The following is a 20,975-nucleotide window of genomic DNA, read 5'->3' on the forward strand; positions in this document are numbered from 1 at the left end:
CAGGTTGAGTTGAAGAGTGCGGGCGGTGGGACTCGAACCCACACGTTCTTTCGAACACCGGCACCTAAAGCCGGCGCGTCAGCCAGTTGCGCCACGCCCGCAGCGCCTTGATCGTACAGCTCACCCCGTGGCCGAATTTGTCGGAGGTCGGCCATAGGTTGGAAGCCTCGGTGGTTCAGAGAGGCGCGATGTGCGGTCGGCAGACGAGTTCAACGAAGTCCAGAAGCTCATCGCGACAGGTATGAATGACTGTGCAATCGCGCGCGAGACCGGTATTCCGCGACCGACGGTCCGAGATTGGCGGGTGCGACCACCATTGCAGTTGAGGCAACCGCAGGCGTCGTCCGAATGCGGTATCGACCATGACTTCAGCGCATTGCCAGCGCGCGAATATGCGTATCTGCTCGGCCTCTACCTCGGAGACGGATGCATCTCGCAACACCCGCGAGCATGGCGGCTCAGGGTCACGCTCGACAAGAAATACCCTGGCATTATTGACAGCTGCCGCGCAGCCATCGACACCTTGATGCCCGGACAACTTGCGTCGGTTGCTCGACAACCAACTGCATGCATCGTGGTTTCGCTCTATTCCAAACACTGGCCGTGTCTGTTTCCGCAGCACGGTCCGGGCAGGAAGCACAACCGCCGGATCGTCCTGGAACCGTGGCAGCAGGAGCACGTAGACCGGTCCACCGAGGAGTTCGTACGTGGCCTGATCCACAGCGACGGCTGCCGTGTGGTCGCGAATGATCGCGGTATCAAGAGCATCCGGTACCACTTCACGAATCATTCGGAGGACATCCTCAACCTGTTCACCGGCGCACTCGACACCCTCGGCATCCCGTGGACCCGGTCCACCAAGTACGTCGTCTCGATCTACCGCAAGGCCGCCACGGCTCGTCTCGACGAATTCATCGGCCCGAAGGTCTAGTCGGACGGACGCGCCTGACCCGACATGTCGATCAGCCGCTCCTGTTCGTCGAAACGGAACTCGGCATGCCCGTCGGGCAATGCGATCCGCAGGCCGTCCGGCATCTCATCGACCTGGACCCCACGCACATCACCCCAGGCCCACACGCTGCGGGGCGCGACCGGCAAGGCCTGCAGGGCCTCTCCCACACTGCGCATCAGTCGGGGCAGGGTCGGCTCGGGCAACCGCAGCCGATCGTCCGCAAGCACAATTGCGCCGATCGTGGAGCCGTCGGCCTCGAAGGTGTAGGTAGGCAATTGCCCGAGCAGGAGCGCCGCGACTCCGCCCATCCACCACGCGAACTCACGCGGGTCAGCCTCGCCGAGTGGCACTTCTGCGTCGCGCAACTCGACAACTTCGTACTGCTCTCCGAAAGTTCGGATCAGTGCACTGCGTTCGACGATCGAGGCCGGGAAGGCGGAGTTCGCCCATGCCCACAGCCATGTGCCAGGCCCCTGCGCGGCGGAGCCGAGCAGTTCAGCCTGGGCGACAAAGGGTTCGGCGCCGCTCGTCGAGGCCTTCGAGAACACGCCCGCGCCGAGATCGAGGCTCCAGTCCCCGTCGTACGGTGAATCTTCGCCGATGAGGTCGGAGAGGTGGGCTTGCGTCTCGGCTTGAATGATCGCGGCGTCGAGGAGCAGGTCATAGAGCAGCACCTGCAAAGCCTAAGTGCCTCTTGCCGCCCATCCAGGCACGTATTTTCGACCCCTGACAGCCGCGCCGTACCATGGACGAATGTCCACTACACGGCGTAGGAGACCAGCGCTCATCGCGTTGGTGTTCCTCGGCGCCGCCGGCTGCCTGGCGCTGGCGTGGTGGCAATGGACCCGCTACGAATCAGCGTCGGGCACCTTCCAGAACTTGGGCTACGCCTTGCAGTGGCCGATGTTCGCCGGGTTCTGTTTCTACGCGTACTACAAGTTCGTCCGTTACGAAGACGCCCCACCGGAGCGCCCCGGCGGCGGCGACGTCACCGAGATTCCCGCCGGCCTGCTGCCCGAACGTCCCAAGGCCGCCGCCCCCGCCGCCGGCGACCAGGAACTCTCCGAGTACAACGCCTACCTCGCCGAGCTGGCCAAGTCCGACCAGCCCGAGAAGAAAGACAGGACCGATAGATGACCGCACCAGAACCGGGCGCCGAGGTCACGCCAGTTGTTTCGACCCCGAAAGAGACCATCCGCAAGGCCTTGCTGGGCTACCGCGTGCTGGCATGGACGACCGGTATCTGGTTGATCGCGCTGTGCTACGAGATGGTGCTGAAATACATCGTCCAGGTGGACAATCCGCCGAGCTGGATCGGCATCGTGCACGGCTGGGTGTATTTCGTCTACCTGCTGTTCACAGCCAACCTTGCGGTCAAGGTTCGCTGGCCCATCGGCAAGACGATCGGTGTCCTGCTCGCCGGCACGATCCCGCTCCTGGGCATCATCGTCGAGCACTTCAACACGCTGGATCTCAAGAAGCGCTTCGAGCTGTAACGCGGGCCGTCAGCGCCTCATCCCATCGAAGCCAGCCGCCGAAGCAGCGGCCCGGCTTTGACCAAAGTCGCCATCTCCTCGTCGGTCATCTGAGCCAACTGCTCGTGGACCCCGGCGGTCCAAGCCGCGTCGATCATCTTCTTGTGCTCGCTGGCCCTGGGTGTCAGGTGCAACCGGATGCAGCGGCGGTCAAGTTGATCAGGTCTCCGATCGATCAGGCCACGCTCGACCAGTTTCCGCACCGTGGTACTGACATTGCTGGGCTGTAGGCCCAAGGCATGCGCGGTGTCGGACACGCTGATTCCCGGCTGATCGCCCACCGTCCGGATCACTTCGAATTCCGAGTGCGGCAACGGCTCCAGGCCGACCTGTTTCTCGCCGAACCGCCGCAGCGCCCAGACCAGGGTCCGCACCGCAGCGGCGGTGTCACGCACATCACGTGAGGGTGTGGGTACTCGAGTGGACGCCATATCGGCTATATTACCTATAACTTTATACATAAACCATTGATGTAAGGCCCGAATGAGCACCCGAACCACCACCACCACCGAGACCGCGGCTCAGACACCGGCGCTGCCGCTGAGCTGGCTCGGTGTGCTTGCCCTGCTGACCGCGGTGGCACCGCTGTCGATCGACATGTACCTTCCCGCCTTCCCGGCGATGGCCGACGAGTTCGGCACCTCGGCCTCGGCTGTTCAGTTCACCCTGACCTCGTTCATGGTCGGCCTGGCCAGCGGGCAGTTGATCATCGGCCCGCTCTCGGACCGGTTCGGCAGGCGTTCGCTGATGCTCGCGGGCACCCTCGTCTGTGTACTGGCCGGCGTCGCGTGCGCTCTCGCCCCAAACATCGCCCTGCTGACCGCGTTCCGCTTCGTGCAGGGCTTCAGCGGAGCCGCCGGTGTGGTGCTGAGCCGAGCCGTGGTGGCCGATCGCGCGCACGGCGCCGTGGCCGCCCGAGCCTTCAGTCTGATGATGATCATCAACGGCGCTGCACCGGTGTTGGCCCCAATCATCGGTGGATCGCTGATGGGCGTCATCGGCTGGCGAGGCATCTTCTGGATCCTGTCCGCACTTGCGGTCGCGATGTTCATCGGCGTCGCCGCCGTGCTGCCCGAGACCCATCCGAAGGACCGCCGCCACACCGGCGGTGTAGCCGCCATGCTGCGCGACGCCCGCTCGGTGCTCACCAACCGCGGTTACCTCGGTTACACGCTGACCTTCGCCTTCGGGTTCACGGTGATGTTCGCCTACATCTCGGCTTCCCCGTTCGTGCTCCAGAACGTGCTCGGCCTCTCCCCGTTGCACTACTCGTTCGCATTCGCCGCCAACGCCGCCGGCATCGTGATCGTGAATGCCGTCAACGCCAGGATCGTGGGTCGCTTCGGCCAGCGTCGGCTGCTGCACCTGGGTGTCGGCCTGCTCGTCCTGTTCTCGACCCTGCTGGTGGTGGATGCCCTGCTCGGTCCGGTGCTGTGGGCATCTTTGGTGTTGCTGTGGGGCGCAGTCGCGAGCATCGGCCTGGTGGCCGCCAATGCCACTTCGTTGGCACTCGACAAGGTCCGCCATGCGGCCGGCACCGGGTCCGCGGTGTTGGGCGCGTTGCAGTTCGGCCTGGCGGCGGTGGTTTCACCGATCGTGGGGATCGGCGGGGACCACACCGCGCTGCCCATGGCTGTGGCGATGGTCGTCAGCGCCACCGTCGGCGCGGCGGCACTGCTACTGACCCGCGAGCGTGGAGCCGTGGCCGTCGATTGACCCGGCGGGCACGCAAACCTCTAAGACCCGGCCAACTCCCGCAGCGCAGGCACCAGCAACGCCAGCGCACGACCACGATGCGATGCCGCGTCCTTCTCGGCCGGCGTCAATTCGGCTGCGGTTCGGGCAGACCCGTCGGGCAGGAACACCGGGTCGTAACCGAACCCGCCGTCGCCGCGGGGTACACGGGTGACCGTCCCAGGCCACTCGCCGCGCACCACAACACTTTTTTCAGCGGAGCCGGCGCCGTACACCAACGCACACGCCGACACGAACGCGGCCCCTCGCCGCGAATCGGGCACATCGGCAAGTTGTCCGAGCAGCAGTGCGGTGTTGGCGGCGTCGTCCCCGTGCCTGCCGGACCACCGGGCCGACAGCACGCCCGGCATCCCGTTCAACGCCTCGACGGAAATCCCGGAATCGTCTGCCACACAAGGTAACCCGGTGGCCCGAAATCCGTCCGAAGCCTTGGCCAAGGCATTCTCTTCAAACGTCGCACCGGTTTCCGGCGCCTCGTCGTACGCAGCCACGTCAGCCAGCGACAACAACTCCAGACCGACCACCCCGGCAGCATCCAGGACACGCCGTAGCTCGGCCAGCTTCTTGGCGTTGCGACTGGCTACAAGCAGCGAGGGCACTCAGCTTCCAAACGCTTTCTTGGGCGCGGGCCCCTCCGGCAGCACACCTGGATACGGCAATTCCAGTGCCTCCTGCTGGATCACGAACAACTGCTCGCAACCCGCCAGCGCGGCATCGAGCATCTTGTCCAGGGTGGAGCGCGGGAACGTCGCGCCCTCGCCGGTGCCCTGGATCTCCACCAGGGTGCCGGTGTCGGTGGCGACGACGTTCATGTCCACCTCGGCGCGCGAATCCTCGGTGTAGGGCAGATCCAGCCGCACCCTGCCGTCGACGACGCCCACCGACACTGCCGCGATGGCGCACGACAGCGGCCGCGGATCGGATAGCCGCCCGGCCGCAGACAGATACGTGACCGCATCGGACAGCGCCACGTACGCGCCGGTGATGGCGGCGGTGCGGGTGCCGCCGTCGGCCTGCAGCACGTCGCAGTCGATTGCGATGGTGTTCTCCCCCAGCGCACCGAGGTCGATGCACGCGCGAAGTGAGCGCCCGACGAGGCGGCTGATCTCCTGGGTCCGCCCGCCGACGCGCCCCTTGACCGATTCCCGGTCGGAACGGTCGTGGGTGGCGGCAGGCAACATGGCGTATTCGGCGGTCAGCCAGCCCTGCCCGGAACCCTTACGCCAGCGCGGCACGCCTTCGGTGACCGAGGCGGTGCACATGACACGGGTCTGGCCGAACTCCACCAGTACCGAGCCGGCGGGATGCGATGTGAAACCGCGGGTGATGGTTACCGGGCGCAGCTCGTCGTCGAGACGACCGTCTTCTCGCTTGGACACCCGCCAACCCTAGCGGGTCAGCCCCGGGTGACGTCGAAGGTCTCGCCGCACACCACGGCGTGCACCGGGCCGTCGAACTCGGCCTTGGCTTCGCTGATCACATCTTCGCGTGACGTCCACGGTGGAATGTGGGTGAGCAGCAGCTCACCGACACCGGCTTCGGCGGCTGCCCGCCCGGCCTCGGTGCCCGACAGGTGCAGGTGCGGCGGTCGCGACGGGTCGTGCGTCCACGACGCCTCGCACAGGAAGACGTCGGCCCCACGAGCCAGCTCGACAAGGGCATCGCAGTATCCGGTGTCACCGCTGTAGACCAGCGTCGCCCCGGACGGATCGGTGAAGCGCATACCGAAGGATTCGGTGGGGTGGCACACCAGCCGCGGTGTCACGCTGAGCGTGCCGAGCTGCACCGCGGCGCCGTCCTCCCAGTTGCGCACCTCGAAAATGTCGGTGAAGTCATCGACCTCGCCACCCTCGGGAGACGACGCCGCACCGAGGCGGGCCCAGGTGTTGACCGGCCCGTACATCAACCCGCGCTCGGTGGCGGGGATGGGGTGATAGCGCCGCCACACGAACAGGCCGGGAAGATCCAGACAGTGGTCGGCGTGGAGATGCGACAGCAACACGTTGACCGAATTCGGATCGGCATAGCGCTGCAGCGCACCCAGGACGCCCCCGCCGAAGTCGACGACCATCGGAGTCGTGTCAGGTGCGGTGACGAGATAGCCGGAGGCTGCCGAATCCGGGCCGACGACGCTGCCGGAGCATCCCAGGATGGTCAATCGCACAGTGTCTAGCTTGCCATGCTTGCTGCGCGCGTTGCCAAGACATCGCCGGTTTGGGCGACGGAGATCATTTTCCGGCGCCCACGTGACGCCGGACCTGCCGCGCCCCGTCCAGCCCGGGCCCTAGGAAGCGGGCAGCCAGTGTGGTGAAGGCCTCAGGATCGCCGGTGGCCTCGAACACCCGTTGGGCCGGGCCGGATTCGTGAGGTTTCAGCAAATCGAGCTCGGTGAGCACCCGGAGCAGGTCCTTGGCGGTCTCCTCGGCCGAAGACACCAGGGTGACGTTGTCGCCCATGGCCAACTGGATCAGCCCGGACAGCATCGGATAGTGCGTGCACCCCAACACCAGGGTGTCCACCTCGGCGCGTTGCAGCGGTTCGAGATACCCCTCGGCCAGCCCCAGCACCTGACGACCACTGGTGATCCCGCGCTCCACGAAGTCGACGAACCGCGGGCAGGCCACCCCGAACACCTCGGTGTCACGTGCCGCGGCGAACGCGTCCTGATAGGCGCCCGAGGCGATGGTGGCGGCGGTGCCGATCACGCCGATGCGTCCGTTGCGGGTGGCGGCGACCGCGCGCCGGACGGCGGGCAGGATCACCTCGACCACCGGCACCGGTGAGTAGCGCTCGCGTGCGTCACGCAGGCACGCCGAGGACGCGGTGTTGCATGCGATCACCAGGGCCTTGACGCCGCGGGCCACCAGGTCGTCTCCGATGGCCAGCGAGTGCGCCCGGATCTCGGGAATCGTGAGCGGCCCGTACGGACCGTTGCCCGTGTCTCCGACGTAGATGATGTCCTCGTCGGGCAGTTGGTCGATGATCGCGCGGGCCACGGTCAGACCACCGACGCCGGAGTCGAAGATGCCGACGGGTGCGAGCGGGTCGTTCATATGTTCATGCACTCAGACGCGGTTGGGCGGAACTCTTCTTCGCTTCCCGCGTCTTGCGTTCCGGTCCGGACAGCAGGTACGCCGCCACCACACCGGCGACGGCACCGCACAGGTGCCCCTGCCAGGACACCCCGGGATTGCCGGGCAGCACCCCGAACAGGACGCCGCCGTAGAAGAACAGCACGACGACACCGACCACGATCTCCCACACCTTGCGGGTGAAGAAGCCGAACACGATCAGGAACGCCAGCCAGCCGAAGATCAGGCCGGACGCGCCGATGTGCGTGCTCGTGCACGGCACGCTCACGTAGGGGCAGTGCACGCCGATGTTGCCGATCAGCCAGGTACCGAACCCGCCCAGAATCCAGACGATGGCGGTCGCGGCGATGAAGCGGCCCATCCCCGCCAGCGTCATGAGGAATCCGAGCACCAGGGCCGGCACGGTGTTGGCGATCAGGTGCGGCCAACCACCGTGGAGCAGGGGCGCCCACAGGATGCCCCACAGTCCATCGGTCTGCAGCGGCCGGATGCCGTCGTCATCGAGCCGGTGGCCCATGGCGGTGTCGACGAACTCGATCACGTACAACAGCGCGACGAAACTGATGATCGTCACGCCGCCGACCAGCCACGCGGGCTGTTTCTTCGGCGCTGACGGTGCCGGCAGTCCCGGACCACTCATGCCCATAGCTGCCCTTCCAACGCATCCTCTGCGTCATCCAGGCTACCGGCGTAGGCACCGGTCGACAGATACTTCCAGCCGGCGTCGGCGACCACGAATGCGATGTCGGCGCGCTCGCCGGCCTTGACCGCCTTGGCCGCCATCCCCAGGGCGGCGTGCAGCACCGCACCGGTGGAGATACCGGCGAAAATGCCTTCCCGGGTGACCAGGTCACGGGTGCGTTTGACCGCGTCGTAGGAGCCCACCGAGAACCTCGTGGTCAGCACGTCGGCGTCATACAGTTCGGGGATGAACCCCTCGTCGATGTTGCGCAGCGCGTACACACCCTCGCCGTAGCGCGGTTCGGCGGCCACGATCTGTACCCCTGGCACGTGCTCGCGCAGGAAGCGGCCGGTACCCATGAGCGTGCCGGTGGTGCCGAGCCCGGCGACGAAGTGGGTGATCTCGGGCAGGTCGGCCAGCAGCTCGGGACCGGTGCCGTAGTAGTGGGCGTCGGAGTTGGCCGGGTTGCCGTACTGATAGAGCATCACCCATGAAGGATTTTCCGCCGCAAGCTCTTTCGCCGTCGCCACGGCGGTGTTGGACCCGCCCTCGGCCGCACTGAAGATGATCCTCGCGCCGTAGAGTTCGAGGATCTGACGCCGCTCGATCGAGGTGTTCTCGGGCATCACGCAGATCATGTTGTAGCCCTTGAGCATCGCGGCCATGGCCAACGAGATGCCGGTGTTGCCGCTGGTGGGCTCCAGGATGGTGGCGCCCGGGCTCAGCAACCCGTCACGCTCGGCCTGCTCGATCATGCGCAGCGCGGGGCGGTCCTTGATCGACCCGGTCGGATTACGGTCCTCGAGCTTTGCCCACAACCGGACGTGCGGCCCGTCCTCACCATCGTCCCAACGCGGCGAGAGGTTCTGCAGCCCCACCAGCGGAGTGTTGCCGAGGGCCTGCAGCAGTGAGTCGTGCCGAGTCATGGAGAGTTACGCCCCTCCGGCTGATCCGCCGGCGACGGCGGGCAGGATCGTCACCGAGTCGCCGTCGGTGATGGTGGTGTTCAGTCCGCCGGAGAACCGCACGTCCTCGTCGTTGACGTAGATGTTGACGAAGCGGTGCAGCTTGCCGTTATCCACCAGGCGGTCGGAGATGCCGGAGTAGTTGGCCTCGAGGTCGGCGATCACGGCCTGCAAGGTGTCGCCGGAGGCGCTGACGCGCTTCTGCCCGTCGGTGTGCGGACGCAGGATGGTCGGGATGGAGACGGTTACAGAAATCGGGTTGGTCATGGGACTCCTTAGGAGGTGTACTGCTCGACGATAGTGACGGGTTCCTCGGTGACGACGCCGTCGACGATGCGGTAGCTCCGAAGCTCGTGCTGTTGCGGGTCGCGCGTGGAGACGAGCACGTAGTGGGCGTCGGGCTCGGATGCGTAGGAGATGTCGGTGCGGCTCGGGTACGCCTCGGTCGCGGTGTGTGAGTGATAGATGACAATAGGAGCGTCGCCTGCATCTTCTAACGCGCGCCACACCTTGAGCTGCTCCCCCGAATCGAAGCGGTAGAAGGTCGGGGAACGCTCGGCGTTGACCATCGCGATGAACCGGTCAGGCCGATCGGAGCCCTCCGGCCCGGCGATCACCCCACACGCCTCGTCGGGGTGGTCGGCGCGGGCATGCGCCACCATCGACTCGACGAGATCCCGGCGGATCACGAGCACGTCATCACTCCTTCATTCGAACGCTCCCGGCAACATCTCCCGGTAGGTCGGTATTCCGGCCACCGGCTGGGCAGCCAGCAGCCCGACCAGCACCGCGCGGGCCAGCACGTCGGCCGCGGCCGCCCCGACCCTGGTCACCAGCGCCGTCTCCGGCGACATCGCCACCGGCGTCTTTTCGTCCGGTTCGACGGTCACCGCGCCGGTCGCCAGCGCAAACACCGTATCGCCATCGATCGGTGTGTGACACGGCTGGATGGTCCGGGCCAGCCCGTCATGCGCGGCGACGGCCACCCGACGGCACCCGGCCGGGCTGAGCGCAGCGTCGGTGGCGACCACCGCGATGGTGGTGTTCAACGGGCCGATCTCGCGATGTCGGTCGGCGTACGCAGCGAGTTGGTCGGCGGGCGGGGCGGTCAGGCCGAATTGCGCCGCCAACCGAGTCATCCAAGGCAGACCGGTGGCCGGGTCGATCACGTCACCGGCGGCGTTGAGCACCACCAGGGCACCCACGGTTACTCCGCAGTCCAGCGTCACCGAGGCGGTGCCAACACCGCCCTTGAGGATCCCGGCCCGCGCGCCGACCCCGCCGCCGACGGTGCCCAGCGCGAATTCGGTGGCGGCTGCTGCGGCGGCGGCATGACCGAATTCGGCGGTCGGCCGGTTCGCCCAGCCGCCCACCGGTAGATCGAAGATCACGGCGGCGGGCACGATCGGCACGACGCCACCGTCCATCGCCACTCCGCGGCCCTGCTGCTCCAGCCAGGTCATCACACCGTCGGCGGCGGCCAGACCGTAGGCACTGCCACCGGTCAGCACCACTGCGTCGACGTGGCGCACGGTGTTGATCGGGTCAAGCAGGTCGGTCTCGCGGGTACCGGGCGCGCCACCCCGTCCGTCGACTGCGCCGACGGTGCCCGGCGGAGCCAGCACCACTGTCGACCCCGTCGCCCATCCCGACCCCAGCGACACATCGGGGTCGATGCGGTGATGGTGACCGACCAGGATGCCGCCGACGTCGGTGATCGAACCCATCACGTCTATCTCCCCATCAAGCCCAGGACGAGGTATTCCTGCAGCACGGTCAGCCACTGGTAGACGTCGACGTGACCGGCCATCGGATGCTCGGCAGGCAGCTGCTCGGGCCCCTGCGAGTCGATGTCGAGCATGGTGCCCAGCGCCAGCCGGATGTCGTTGACCGCGGCGGCCCACGCCTCCGCGTCGTCCTCGGTCAGCTCGAACTTCCCGCCGCCCTCTGGGATGGTGTCCAACAAACGTTGGGCTGCTTCACGTTTGGCGTCGATGATGGCCGGCTCATGCAATCCGCGCAGCGCACTGTTGAGGCTCTCAGCGGTGCCCGATCCGGCAGGATGTTCGGTCTGCGGCCGGTAGAAATCCGGGAGCAGACGCTTCATCGTGGCGTCCTCAGGCGGCTGCGGATTTCCGGTTTTCATGCCGGTGATCATCTCGAGTTCGTCTGTGGGCCCGGATGATCCGCGCTCGTCGAGCATCCCGAGCATCGAGGTGCCCAGGCTGGACAGCAACGAGGCCTCGTGGCCCTCCAATGCCGAGCGGTACCGTAGACCGTCGGCGGTCTCAACCCGTTTCCATTTGCGCACAGTCGATCAGCGGTCCTGTTGCATGGTGGCCCACAGCCCCGCGGCGTGGAGTTTGGACACATCGGTTTCCATCGACTCGCGGCTGCCGGCCGACACCACGGCCTTGCCGTCGTTGTGCACCTGCAGCATGAGCTTGGTGGCGTGCGGCTCGGTGTATCCGAACAGTTTCTGGAACACGTAGGTGACATAGGTCATCAGGTTGACCGGATCGTCCCAGACGATGGTCACCCACGGGCTTTCGGTGGCCGCATCTTCCCGGGGCGCCGCCTCGACGCTGCGCTCCTCGCGGGTCCCCGGTCGGGCCTTCGCCGGTGTAACCATGGGGCCACAATACCGGCAGGGGAGCCGCGATATTGAAGCAGCCGCGAACAGCTACGGTTGCTGGTGTGACGGTCGCGTTGCTCACCGACAAGTACGAGCTGACGATGCTCGCCGCCGCCCTGCGCGACGGCACGGCGCACCGTCGGACCACGTTCGAGGTCTTCGCTCGCCGGCTGCCCGAGGGACGCCGCTACGGCGTGGTCGCCGGCACCGGACGGTTTGTGGAAGCGTTGGCGCAGTTCAGCTTCTCTCCGGAGGAATTGACCGAGCTCGCCGAGTTTCTCGACCCCGCGACACTGGACTTCCTGGCGAGCTACCGGTTCAACGGTGACGTCGACGGCTACGCCGAGGGCGAGCTCTATTTCCCGGGTTCGCCGGTCCTTTCGGTCCACGGAACCTTCGCCGAGTGCGTCGTGCTCGAGACGCTGGTGCTGTCAATCCTGAACCACGACACCGCGATCGCTTCGGCAGCGGCCCGGATGACGAGCGCCGCTCACGGCCGGCCGATGATCGAGATGGGCTCACGGCGTACCCACGAGTTGGCCGCCGTGGCCGCAGCGCGTGCGGCCTACCTGGCCGGGTTCACCGGTTCGTCCAGTCTGGCCGCCCAGCAGCGCTACGGCGTGCCCGCACTGGGCACCGCTGCACACGCCTACACGCTGCTGCACACCACCGAGTCCGGTCCCGACGAACAGGCCGCGTTCCGCGGCCAGGTGGCGGCGCTGGGTGTCGACACCACCCTGCTGGTGGACACCTATGACATCACCACGGGCGTGGCCAACGCGATCACCGCGGCCGGTACGGAGCTGGGCGCCGTCCGCATCGACTCGGGCGATCTCGGGGTGCTGGCCCGCCAGGTGCGCCAACAGCTCGACGGCCTGGGCGCCACCGGGACCCAGATCGTGGTCTCCGGAGACCTCGACGAGTTCGCGATCGCCGCACTGCGCGCCGAGCCGGTCGACAGCTACGGCGTCGGCACCTCGGTGGTCACCGGATCGGGCGCACCGACCGCGGGCATGGTCTACAAGCTGGTCGAGGTCGATGGAATCCCGGTGGCCAAGCGCAGTAGCCACAAGGAATCCCACGGTGGCCGCAAGCAAGCCCTTCGGCTGGCCAAGTCCTCGGGCACGATCGTCGAGGAGGTCGTCCACCCGCACGGCCAGTCGCCGTCGGAGCCCTCGGGGCTGACCGCACGCCGGCTGACGGTGCCACTGGTCACCGACGGCGTCCCCGTCGCAGGGCACCACCCCACCAACGACCTGGTCACCGCACGCGAGCGAGTGGCCGCGGGGCTGCACAGCCTGCCGTGGGACGGCCTCAAACTGTCCCGTGGCGAGCCGGCCATCCCCACCCGGGTCGTGGCGTCGACCCAGATTCGTTAGCCGCCCACCGTGCCCCCAACTTCGAAGCCGCCTGCAACCAAGCCATCCCGCGAGGTGGCCAATGTGGTCACCAATCTCCTCAAGATCGCCGTGAAAGGGCTCGGCGGCGCCAGTCGCCCCGGTCAGGTCCAGATGGCCGAGGCGGTCGCGAACGCCTTCGAATCCGGTGAACACCTGGCCGTACAGGCCGGGACCGGCACCGGCAAATCACTGGCCTACCTGGTGCCGTCGATCGCCCGGGCGCTGCAGACCGAGCAACCGGTGGTCGTCTCGACTGCCACCATCGCCCTGCAGCGTCAGCTCGTCGACCGGGACCTACCGCGGCTGGTGAACTCGCTGGCCGATGCACTGCCCCGCAAGCCCACTTTCGCACTACTCAAGGGGCGCGGAAATTATCTGTGCCTCAACAAGATTCACAATGCGGCTGAAGAGCCGGGCGACCGTCCGCAGGATGAGCTGTTCTCCCCCATGGCTGTCAGTGCGATGGGCCGCGATGTGCAACGGCTGACAGAATGGTCCTCGGACACCGAGACGGGCGATCGCGACGAGCTGACCCCGGGCGTGCCGGACCGATCGTGGTCGCAGGTCAGTGTCTCGGCACGCGAATGCATCGGGGTGTCGCGCTGCCAGTTCGGTACCGACTGTTTCGCCGAGCGGGCGCGGGAGAAGGCCGGGGCGGCCGACGTCGTCGTCACCAATCACGCACTGCTGGCCATCGACGCGCTCTCCGATTTCTCGGTGCTCCCCGAGTACGAGTTACTGGTGGTCGACGAGGCCCACGAACTGGCCGACCGGGTGACCAGCGTGGCCACCGCCGAGTTGTCGGCGACCTCCATGGCTGCGGCGCACCGCAAGATGTCGCGTTTGGTGGATGACGAACTGGCGCAACGGTTCGAGGCTGTGGTCGCGACGTTGTCCTCGCTGCTGCACGAGCTCGATGCGGGCCGCATCGATGTGCTCGACGAGGAATTGGGCACCTACCTGACCGCATTGCGCGACGCGGCCAATGCGGCGCGCACAGCCATCGACACCACCCCCAGCGACCCGCAGGCCGCCTCGGCCCGCACCGAGGCCGTCACCGCGCTGAGCGACGTGAGCGACACCGCGACCCGGATTCTCACCTCGTTCGTCCCCGCGATCCCCGACCGCGTCGACGTGGTGTGGGTCGAACAGTCCGACGGGCCGGGCGGGGCAAACCCCAACGCCGGAAACACCGCGGCCCCCCGCCCCGGGCGCAGCCTGCTGCGGGTGGCACCGATGTCGGTGTCGGGCCTGTTGCGCACCAGGCTGTTCGCCAACACCACCGCGGTACTGACCTCGGCGACGCTGACCCTCGGTGGCAACTTCGATGCCATGGCGCGCAATTGGGGGCTGGGCGGCTTCTCCGGCGCCGGCGAGCCGGCCAAACCAGCCAGTGCCGGCGAGCCGGCCAAACCAGCCAGCGCCGGCGAGCCGGCCAAACCCGGCTGGCGCGGCATCGATGTCGGATCACCTTTCGACCACGCCAAATCCGCGATCCTCTACGTTGCCAAGCATTTACCGCCTCCCGGGCGGGACGGCACCGATACCCGGACGCTTGACGAGATCGAAGGACTGATCACCGCGGCCGGCGGCCGCACCCTTGGCCTGTTCTCGTCGATGCGCGCAGCCAAGGCCGCCGCCGAAGTCATGCGCGGGCGGCTGTCCACCCCTGTCCTGTGCCAGGGCGAGGACACCACTTCGGCTCTGGTGCAAAAGTTCTCCGATGATCCGGAGACATCGCTGTTCGGCACCCTGTCGCTGTGGCAGGGCGTGGACGTGCCCGGACCGTCGCTGTCGCTGGTACTGATCGACCGGATTCCGTTCCCTCGCCCCGACGATCCATTGCTGACCGCCCGGCAGCGCGCGATCAGCGCTCACGGCGGCAACGGCTTCATGGCGGTCGCCGCCAACCACGCCGCGCTGCTACTCGCCCAGGGCACCGGCCGGCTACTACGCCACACCGACGACCGCGGCGTCATCGCTGTCCTGGACTCCCGGTTGGCGACGGCCCGCTACGGCGGCTACCTGCGTTCCTCGTTGCCGCCGTTCTGGTCCACCACCGACCCCGACCGGGTGCGTCAGTCACTGAAGCGGCTACGCGGCGCAAGCTGATATCGCAACCTGCGCTCGCTCGGTTAACTAGTGTGTGCGGAAATTACCCGCGCGGACGGTCATTGCCGCCGATTGCACCGGAAGGCGGCAGAATGAGCCGACGCACCCTGTTCGGCATCGCTTTTGCGGTGTGCACGGTGTTGCCGTCGGCCGGCTGCTCATCTCTGGTGGGCGGCACGCCGGTGTCGGTGTTCAGCGATCCCTTCTCGGTTGCCGGCATGCCCGCCACCGACGGTTCCAGCGGGCTGCGTCCCGATGCGGAGAAGCCCACACGCAAGGTCACCGACACTGACGGAGGCAAGAGCGACAACCTCGCTGCCAGTGCCGTCAGTGACCTTGAGCAGTTCTGGTCGGACGCGTACCCCGAGGCATTCGACGGTGAGTTCCAGCCGGTGCGCGCGCTGATCTCCTGGGATGCCGAAAGTTTCGACGGCCGGTTCTGCGGGATGGAGACCTACGGGCTGGTCAATGCGGCTTACTGCAAACCGGATCGGACGATCGGCTGGGACCGGGGCGTGCTGATACCCGGGCTCCGCAAGCAGAACGGCGACATGGGTGCCGTGATGGTGCTCGCGCACGAGTACGGCCATGCGATCCAGCAGCAGGCCGGACTGATCAACCGCAAGACACCCACTCTGGTCGCCGAACAGCAGGCCGACTGCCTGGCCGGCTCCTACATGCGGTGGGTGGCCCAGGGCGATTCCCCGCGGTTCACCCTCAGTACCGCTGACGGGCTGAACAAGCTCCTGGCCGCTGTGGTCGCATTCCGGGATCCGCTGCTCACCGAGGCCGAGGCCGAGGTGGGGATCGATGAGCACGGGTCCGCGTTCGAACGGATCTCGGCCTTCCAGTTCGGGTTCACCGACGGGCCCGCGGCCTGTGCGGCGATGGACGTCAAGGAGATCAATCAGCGGCGCGGCGATCTTCCCGTCCTGCTACCCGAAGACCAGAGCGGCGACCTGGATATCACCGAACGCTGGGTCCGCTCGATGATCGACGCGCTCAACAGTGTCTTCAAGCCTGCCGATCCCCCGCAGCTCAGTTTCCGGCCCGACACCGCGGTGGACTGTCCGAGCGCCCGACCCAGCCCTCCGGTGTCCTACTGCCCTGACACCAACACCATCGTGATCGACCTGGCCGAGCTGCAACTGTTGGCCGAACCGCCTGACGATTTCGGCGGCGGTGGCCTCGCCGGCGGGGACAACACCGCCTTCTCGGTGCTGATCTCGCGCTACATGGTCGCCCAGCAGCACGCCCGCGGCCTGGTGCTCGACAATGCCGAGGCAGCTCTGCGCACCGCCTGCCTGACCGGGGTGGCCACGGCCAAGATGATCAAGCCCGTGAAACTGGCCGGTGGTGACACGATTCTGCTGACCGCCGGTGACGTCGACGAGGCGGTATCGGGCATCCTCACGAACGGGTTGGCGGCGAGCGATGTCAACGGCGAGTCGGTTCCCTCGGGCTTCGCCCGAATCGATGCGTTCCGGGTCGGCATTCTCGGCGACGAGGACCGCTGCCTCAAGCGTTTCGGGTGACGGCTCAGACCACCTTCGTGGTGCCGTACCAGGCGAGTACCGCCTCGGATTCGTCGGTAGAACGCGTCAGCACCGCGTAGGACCTGATGAACGACTGGCCCACGCAGCCATCGATCTTCACCCGGAAGTTGCTGATCATCACCCACGGTTCGGTGCCCTTGAATTCCTTCTTCGCCACCGGGATGAGGTTGATGATGCCGGGTTTGAGACCGATCGTGATGCCACCGCCGATGTTCGCGCCGACTCCCGGCAGGATGCCCTCCGGCCAGGGTGAGACCACATCGGTGCCGAGGAGCCCGATAGACGTGTTGAGTCCGGCGGTACCGGTCAAGGAGACTCCGTTGGAGGTGCTCATGTCGATGCCGCAGCCGATCTGATAACCGGCCTCCAAGGTCCCGCGCGGGTCACCTTGGTCCGGACCGGACATCGCGCCGCGGTACGTGCCGCCGACGACATATTCGCGGGACGAAATCGCTGTGGTCAGAGGCGGAACCACGGCCTGCGTCTCATCGGCAGCCGACACGGTCAGGTTCCAGTCGTCGGGGGTCTTGAGGTTGACCGGCGGGGTCGACTCGACCAGGTCTGCGGCGATCGGTTCACCCGGCGCGGGCACCACGTCGGCGACGACCTCCACTTCCGGGACCACGACGGGGTCAGCCCAGGCCGGGGTAACCGACGCCGCCCAGGCCACCGACGCGGCGGTGAGCAGTCCCAACGAGCGAATCAACACAGGCGGCCTCTCGTTACAGCTCCCCGCGGGAACGTATCGCCACGTTCCCGGAGGGAACAAGATTCCTATGTGCTTACCCGACCGTCAGCGCCCCTGCGCAATCAGGTGGGCATTTTCAGGACGAATCCACACTCGAGCGCCACCCAGCAGGCACCGTCAGGACCGATCGCCAACCCGTGCGGTTCACTACCGGGCGGCAGATCGATGGTCACCACCTCGCCATCGCCGCTGATCCGCGCGATCTGGTCGGCGCCCCACAGACTGACCCACACTCCGTCGGTCGGGTCGGCGACCACCGCGTGCGGTTTGCCCGGCAGATCAAGCTCCTGGATCGCGTCGCGGACCGGGATTCTGCCCACCTTGTCCGCGCGGATCTCGGTGAACCACACGGCGTCATCATGAGTGGCCGCGATACCAACCGGACCTGCTGCGGGAGTGGGTAATTCGCGAACCGACAGCGATCCGTCGAGAGTCAGCCGGCCCACCGAGCCAGTCTCGTTGAGCGTGAACCACAACGCATCGTCTGGCCCCTTCGTGATCATCGACGGCATCCCGCCGACCGTGGCTGCGGTGCTGATCTCACCATCGGTGCCGATCCGGCCGATCTCGCCCGACGACATCGTGGTGAACCACAGTGCGTCGTCGGAGCCCGCGGTGATCCCGAACGGCGCACTGCCCCCGGGCAATTCGAAGGAGCTCAGCTCCCCCGCCGTGGTGATCCGGCCGATCCGATCATCACCGGAGCAGGTGAACCACAGTGCCCCGTCCGGTCCGGCCGCGATGATCGACGGACGTGAGCATTCTCCGACCGGGTATGTGGTCACCTCGCCGGCGGCCGAGACGCGGGCGACGGCGCCGCTGTGCACCAGGGTCACCCACATCGCGCCGTCGCTTCCGGCTGCGAGCGCGTACGGTCCGCCGTCGAGCTGAACTTTGAGCGCTCTACTCAAGCCAGTGCCACCAGGCCCAGCTCGTTGTCAGCCGTCAGCAGCCGATGGTGGGGCAACACCCGGACGGTGTAACCCACCGGCCCGGCCACCGGCAGCGGCGTGCTGGTCGAGAACACCTCGGTCCCACCGTCGGACGACCCGGCGTGCGTCATCGGCACGGTCACCGGGTTCACGATCACGTCGCCGGCGTCCACCCGGCCCAGCACGGCCTGCACCGTCACCTCGTCGGGCCGCAGGCCGGCCAACTGCACCGTGGCCTTCAGCGTCAACTGCGACCCCAACAGCGGTGTGTCGGGCAGGCCGTAGCTGTCCACATCGGTGATCTGGATCTTCGGCCACGCCTCCTCTGCACGCTGCCGGTACTCGGCCAGTTCCCGGGCCGCACCGAACGGCGCACCCGAGGTGGCCTCGACGGTCGCGCGCAGCGACAGGGCTGCGGGCACGTAGTACTTCTCGGTGTAGTCCCGCACCATGCGTGAGGCCAGCACCTTCGGGCCCAAAACCTGCAGCGTGTGGCGCACCATCTCGACCCAGCGGGTCGGGACGCCCTGGTCGTCGCGCTCGTAGAACTTGGGCGTGACCGCATGCTCGAGCAGGTCGTACAGCGCGGCGGCCTCCAGATCGTCCCGGCGGGTCTCGTCGTCGACGCCGTCGGCGGTCGGGATCTCCCATCCGTTCTCGCCGTCGTACCACTCATCCCACCAGCCGTCCCTGATGGACAGGTTCAACCCGCCGTTGAGTGCGCTCTTCATCCCCGACGTGCCGCACGCCTCCAATGGCCGCAGCGGATTGTTGAGCCAGACGTCGCAACCCCAGTACAAGACCCGGGCCATCGACATGTCGTAATCGGGCAGGAACGCGATGCGATGCCGCACCTCCGGGCGGTCGGCGAACCGCACGATCTGTTGGATCAGCGCCTTGCCGCCGTCATCCGCCGGATGCGACTTCCCGGCAACGATCAGCTGCACCGGCCGTTTCTCGTCGAGCAGCAATTTCTCCAACCGCTCCGGGTCTCGCAGCATCAGCGTCAGCCGCTTGTAGGTCGGCACCCGCCGGGCGAATCCGACGGTCAGCGCCGACGGATCGAAAGCCGTTGCGATCCAGCCCAGTTCGGCTTCGGACGCACCGCGCTCCAGCCAGGAACGCCGCAACCGGGCCCGCACGTCGGCGATCAACGTCTCGCGCAACTGCGAACGGATCCACCACATGTGGGCCGGGTCGACCTCCTGCAGGCGTTCCCACACCGCCGGCTCCGCGGCCTCGGAACCGATCAGCTCGCGGCCCAAGGCCAACCATTGCGGCGCCGCCCAGGTCGGGGCATGCACACCGTTGGTGATCGAGCCGATCGGCACCTCGGCACGGTCGAATCCCGGCCACAGGTCGTTGAACATGGCCCGGCTGACCCGACCGTGCAGCAGCGACACCCCGTTGGCCCGCTGCGCGAGCCGCAGACCCATGTGCGCCATGTTGAACTTCGACGGATCCTCCTCGGCGCCGAACGCGACAACCCGATCCAGCGGAACTCCGGGCAGAAGCCGGGAATCGGCCGGCCCGCGTGATTGATGCTCTTCGCGCAAGCCGTCATCGGCGGGACCTCCGAAGTAACGCCTGATCATCTCGACCGGGAACCGGTCGATCCCGGCGGGCACCGGGGTGTGGGTGGTGAACACCGTCGAGGAACGCACAACCGTCAAAGCAGTGTCGAAATCCAGCCCCGCCGCGACCAGTTCGCGAATACGTTCCACACCGAGGAAGCCGGCGTGGCCCTCGTTCATGTGGAAAACCTCAGGGGCAGGAAGGTTTTCGATCTCGGAAAACGCGCGGATCGCACGGACTCCGCCGATACCGGCCAGGATCTCCTGTTTGATCCGGTGCTCCTGATCGCCGCCGTAAAGCCGGTCGGTGACTCCGCGCAGGTCGTGCTCGTTCTCGGGTACATCGGAATCGAGCAGGAGCAGTGGAACCCGGCCCACCTGGGCCACCCAGACCCGGGCCCGCAGTTCACGTGCGTCCGGCAATGCCAACTCCACCAGTACCGGCGCTCCGGACGCGTCAGTGAGCAGACGCAACGGCAGTCCCTGGGGGTCCAGCGACGGGTAGGTCTCGTGCTGCCACCCGTCGGCGGTCAGGGACTGCCGGAAGTAACCCGAGCGGTAGTACAGGCCCACCGCGATGAGCGGCAGCCCCAGATCCGATGCGGATTTCAGATGGTCACCGGCCAGGATGCCCAGACCGCCCGAATAGTTGGGCAGCACCTCGGCGACACCGAACTCCATCGAGAAGTACGCGATGCCTTTCGGCATCTCGACGCCGTCGGCGATCTGCTGCTGGTACCACAGCGGCCGGCTCAGATAGTTGTCCAGATCCGCGGCCAGCTCGTCGAGCCGGCCCAGAAACGATTCGTCGCCGGCCAGTTCGTCGAGCCGTTGCGGACTGACGGCCCCCAACAACGCGACGGGGTCGCCGTTGGTCTGCTGCCACAGCTCGGAATCGAGCACAGCAAACAGATCCTGGGTGGGCTTGTGCCACGACCAGCGCAGGTTGGTCGACAGCCGTTCCAGCGCCGCCAACCGCTCGGGAAGGTGCGCGCGGACGGTGAACCTTCTGAGGGCTTTCACGCGACCCAACCTTA

23 protein-coding genes and 1 tRNA gene are annotated in these 20,975 nt (G+C 67.0%); 7 read left to right on the forward strand and 17 right to left on the reverse strand.

Going from position 1 to position 20,975, the window contains the following annotated elements; genetic code table 11:
* Positions 1–17: 17 nt before the first annotated feature.
* A tRNA-Leu gene (locus tag ACZY08_RS25895) sits at positions 18–101 on the reverse strand.
* A gap of 89 nt (positions 102–190) precedes the next feature.
* Here ACZY08_RS25895 and ACZY08_RS25900 point away from each other — a divergent pair.
* Entirely contained in the window at positions 191–931 is a 741-nt protein-coding gene (locus ACZY08_RS25900; protein ID WP_463781862.1) for an LAGLIDADG family homing endonuclease, read from the forward strand.
* Here ACZY08_RS25900 and ACZY08_RS25905 read toward each other — a convergent pair.
* Positions 928–1,626, reverse strand: coding sequence for a DUF6882 domain-containing protein (locus tag ACZY08_RS25905; protein WP_463747466.1), 699 nt, complete (start codon positions 1,624–1,626; stop codon positions 928–930). The two genes, ACZY08_RS25900 and ACZY08_RS25905, sit on opposite strands and share 4 nt — an antisense overlap.
* A gap of 79 nt (positions 1,627–1,705) precedes the next feature.
* On the opposite strand from ACZY08_RS25905, the gene ACZY08_RS25910 reads away from it, so the two are divergent.
* A complete protein-coding gene (locus tag ACZY08_RS25910; protein ID WP_463747467.1) occupies positions 1,706–2,089 on the forward strand; it encodes a hypothetical protein in 384 nt (127 codons plus the stop codon).
* On the forward strand, positions 2,086–2,448 hold the full coding sequence (locus ACZY08_RS25915; protein WP_463747468.1) for a DUF3817 domain-containing protein: 363 nt from the start codon (positions 2,086–2,088) through the stop codon (positions 2,446–2,448). The genes ACZY08_RS25910 and ACZY08_RS25915 overlap by 4 nt, the downstream gene beginning before the upstream one ends.
* Positions 2,449–2,465: 17 nt before the next feature.
* On the opposite strand, the gene ACZY08_RS25920 is transcribed toward ACZY08_RS25915, so the two are convergent.
* Positions 2,466–2,918, reverse strand: coding sequence for a MarR family winged helix-turn-helix transcriptional regulator (locus ACZY08_RS25920; RefSeq protein ID WP_463747469.1), 453 nt, complete (start codon positions 2,916–2,918; stop codon positions 2,466–2,468).
* 52 nt (positions 2,919–2,970) lie between these two features.
* Here ACZY08_RS25920 and ACZY08_RS25925 point away from each other — a divergent pair, with 52 nt between their 5' ends.
* A complete protein-coding gene (locus tag ACZY08_RS25925) occupies positions 2,971–4,203 on the forward strand; it encodes a multidrug effflux MFS transporter (protein ID WP_463747470.1) in 1,233 nt (410 codons plus the stop codon).
* A 20-nt stretch (positions 4,204–4,223) separates the two neighbouring features.
* On the opposite strand, the gene rdgB is transcribed toward ACZY08_RS25925, so the two are convergent.
* The 11 genes from rdgB to clpS form a co-directional block, all read right to left on the reverse strand.
* The gene (rdgB, locus tag ACZY08_RS25930) at positions 4,224–4,841 is read right to left on the reverse strand and encodes an RdgB/HAM1 family non-canonical purine NTP pyrophosphatase (RefSeq protein WP_463747471.1); all 618 of its coding nucleotides are present in this window, start codon (positions 4,839–4,841) and stop codon (positions 4,224–4,226) included.
* Positions 4,842–5,621: a ribonuclease PH gene (gene rph, locus ACZY08_RS25935; protein ID WP_463747472.1), complete on the reverse strand. Its 780-nt coding sequence runs from the start codon at positions 5,619–5,621 to the stop codon at positions 4,842–4,844.
* A gap of 17 nt (positions 5,622–5,638) precedes the next feature.
* On the reverse strand, positions 5,639–6,406 hold the full coding sequence (locus ACZY08_RS25940; RefSeq protein ID WP_463747473.1) for a cyclic nucleotide-degrading phosphodiesterase: 768 nt from the start codon (positions 6,404–6,406) through the stop codon (positions 5,639–5,641).
* 64 nt (positions 6,407–6,470) lie between these two features.
* Positions 6,471–7,295, reverse strand: a complete 825-nt coding sequence (murI, locus tag ACZY08_RS25945) for a glutamate racemase (protein ID WP_358029136.1) — start codon at positions 7,293–7,295, stop codon at positions 6,471–6,473.
* A 4-nt stretch (positions 7,296–7,299) separates the two neighbouring features.
* On the reverse strand, positions 7,300–7,980 hold the full coding sequence (locus tag ACZY08_RS25950; protein ID WP_463747474.1) for a rhomboid family intramembrane serine protease: 681 nt from the start codon (positions 7,978–7,980) through the stop codon (positions 7,300–7,302).
* A complete protein-coding gene (locus tag ACZY08_RS25955) occupies positions 7,971–8,942 on the reverse strand; it encodes a cysteine synthase (RefSeq protein WP_463747475.1) in 972 nt (323 codons plus the stop codon). Before ACZY08_RS25955 ends, ACZY08_RS25950 begins: the two co-directional genes overlap by 10 nt.
* A 6-nt stretch (positions 8,943–8,948) precedes the next feature.
* Entirely contained in the window at positions 8,949–9,236 is a 288-nt protein-coding gene (locus ACZY08_RS25960; protein WP_463747513.1) for a MoaD/ThiS family protein, read from the reverse strand.
* 20 nt (positions 9,237–9,256) lie between these two features.
* Complete coding sequence (locus ACZY08_RS25965; protein ID WP_029109887.1) at positions 9,257–9,676, reverse strand: M67 family metallopeptidase; 420 nt, start codon at positions 9,674–9,676, stop codon at positions 9,257–9,259.
* Positions 9,677–9,688: 12 nt separating this feature from the next.
* Entirely contained in the window at positions 9,689–10,708 is a 1,020-nt protein-coding gene (locus tag ACZY08_RS25970) for a P1 family peptidase (RefSeq protein ID WP_463747514.1), read from the reverse strand.
* A gap of 5 nt (positions 10,709–10,713) precedes the next feature.
* Positions 10,714–11,292, reverse strand: coding sequence for an oxidative stress transcriptional regulator AosR (gene aosR / locus ACZY08_RS25975; RefSeq protein WP_463747476.1), 579 nt, complete (start codon positions 11,290–11,292; stop codon positions 10,714–10,716).
* Positions 11,293–11,298: 6 nt separating this feature from the next.
* Complete coding sequence (gene clpS / locus ACZY08_RS25980; RefSeq protein ID WP_463747477.1) at positions 11,299–11,613, reverse strand: ATP-dependent Clp protease adapter ClpS; 315 nt, start codon at positions 11,611–11,613, stop codon at positions 11,299–11,301.
* 104 nt (positions 11,614–11,717) lie between these two features.
* Between clpS and ACZY08_RS25985 the strand changes: the two genes are divergently transcribed.
* The 3 genes from ACZY08_RS25985 (at position 11,718) to ACZY08_RS25995 (ending at position 16,663) form a co-directional block, all read left to right on the forward strand.
* Entirely contained in the window at positions 11,718–12,995 is a 1,278-nt protein-coding gene (locus ACZY08_RS25985; RefSeq protein WP_463747515.1) for a nicotinate phosphoribosyltransferase, read from the forward strand.
* Between the two features lie 54 nt (positions 12,996–13,049).
* A complete protein-coding gene (locus ACZY08_RS25990) occupies positions 13,050–15,128 on the forward strand; it encodes an ATP-dependent DNA helicase (RefSeq protein WP_463747516.1) in 2,079 nt (692 codons plus the stop codon).
* Positions 15,129–15,220: 92 nt separating this feature from the next.
* Positions 15,221–16,663: a neutral zinc metallopeptidase gene (locus tag ACZY08_RS25995; protein WP_463747478.1), complete on the forward strand. Its 1,443-nt coding sequence runs from the start codon at positions 15,221–15,223 to the stop codon at positions 16,661–16,663.
* A gap of 4 nt (positions 16,664–16,667) precedes the next feature.
* On the opposite strand, the gene ACZY08_RS26000 is transcribed toward ACZY08_RS25995, so the two are convergent.
* The 3 genes from ACZY08_RS26000 to ACZY08_RS26010 form a co-directional block, all read right to left on the reverse strand.
* A complete protein-coding gene (locus tag ACZY08_RS26000; protein ID WP_463747479.1) occupies positions 16,668–17,393 on the reverse strand; it encodes an MspA family porin in 726 nt (241 codons plus the stop codon).
* Positions 17,394–17,494: 101 nt separating this feature from the next.
* Entirely contained in the window at positions 17,495–18,343 is an 849-nt protein-coding gene (locus ACZY08_RS26005) for a Vgb family protein (protein WP_463747480.1), read from the reverse strand.
* A complete protein-coding gene (locus ACZY08_RS26010) occupies positions 18,340–20,961 on the reverse strand; it encodes a glycosyltransferase family 1 protein (RefSeq protein WP_463747481.1) in 2,622 nt (873 codons plus the stop codon). The genes ACZY08_RS26005 and ACZY08_RS26010 overlap by 4 nt, the downstream gene beginning before the upstream one ends.
* Positions 20,962–20,975 lie beyond the last annotated feature (14 nt).

Source organism: Mycobacterium sp. IDUB_9, assembly GCF_055419505.1.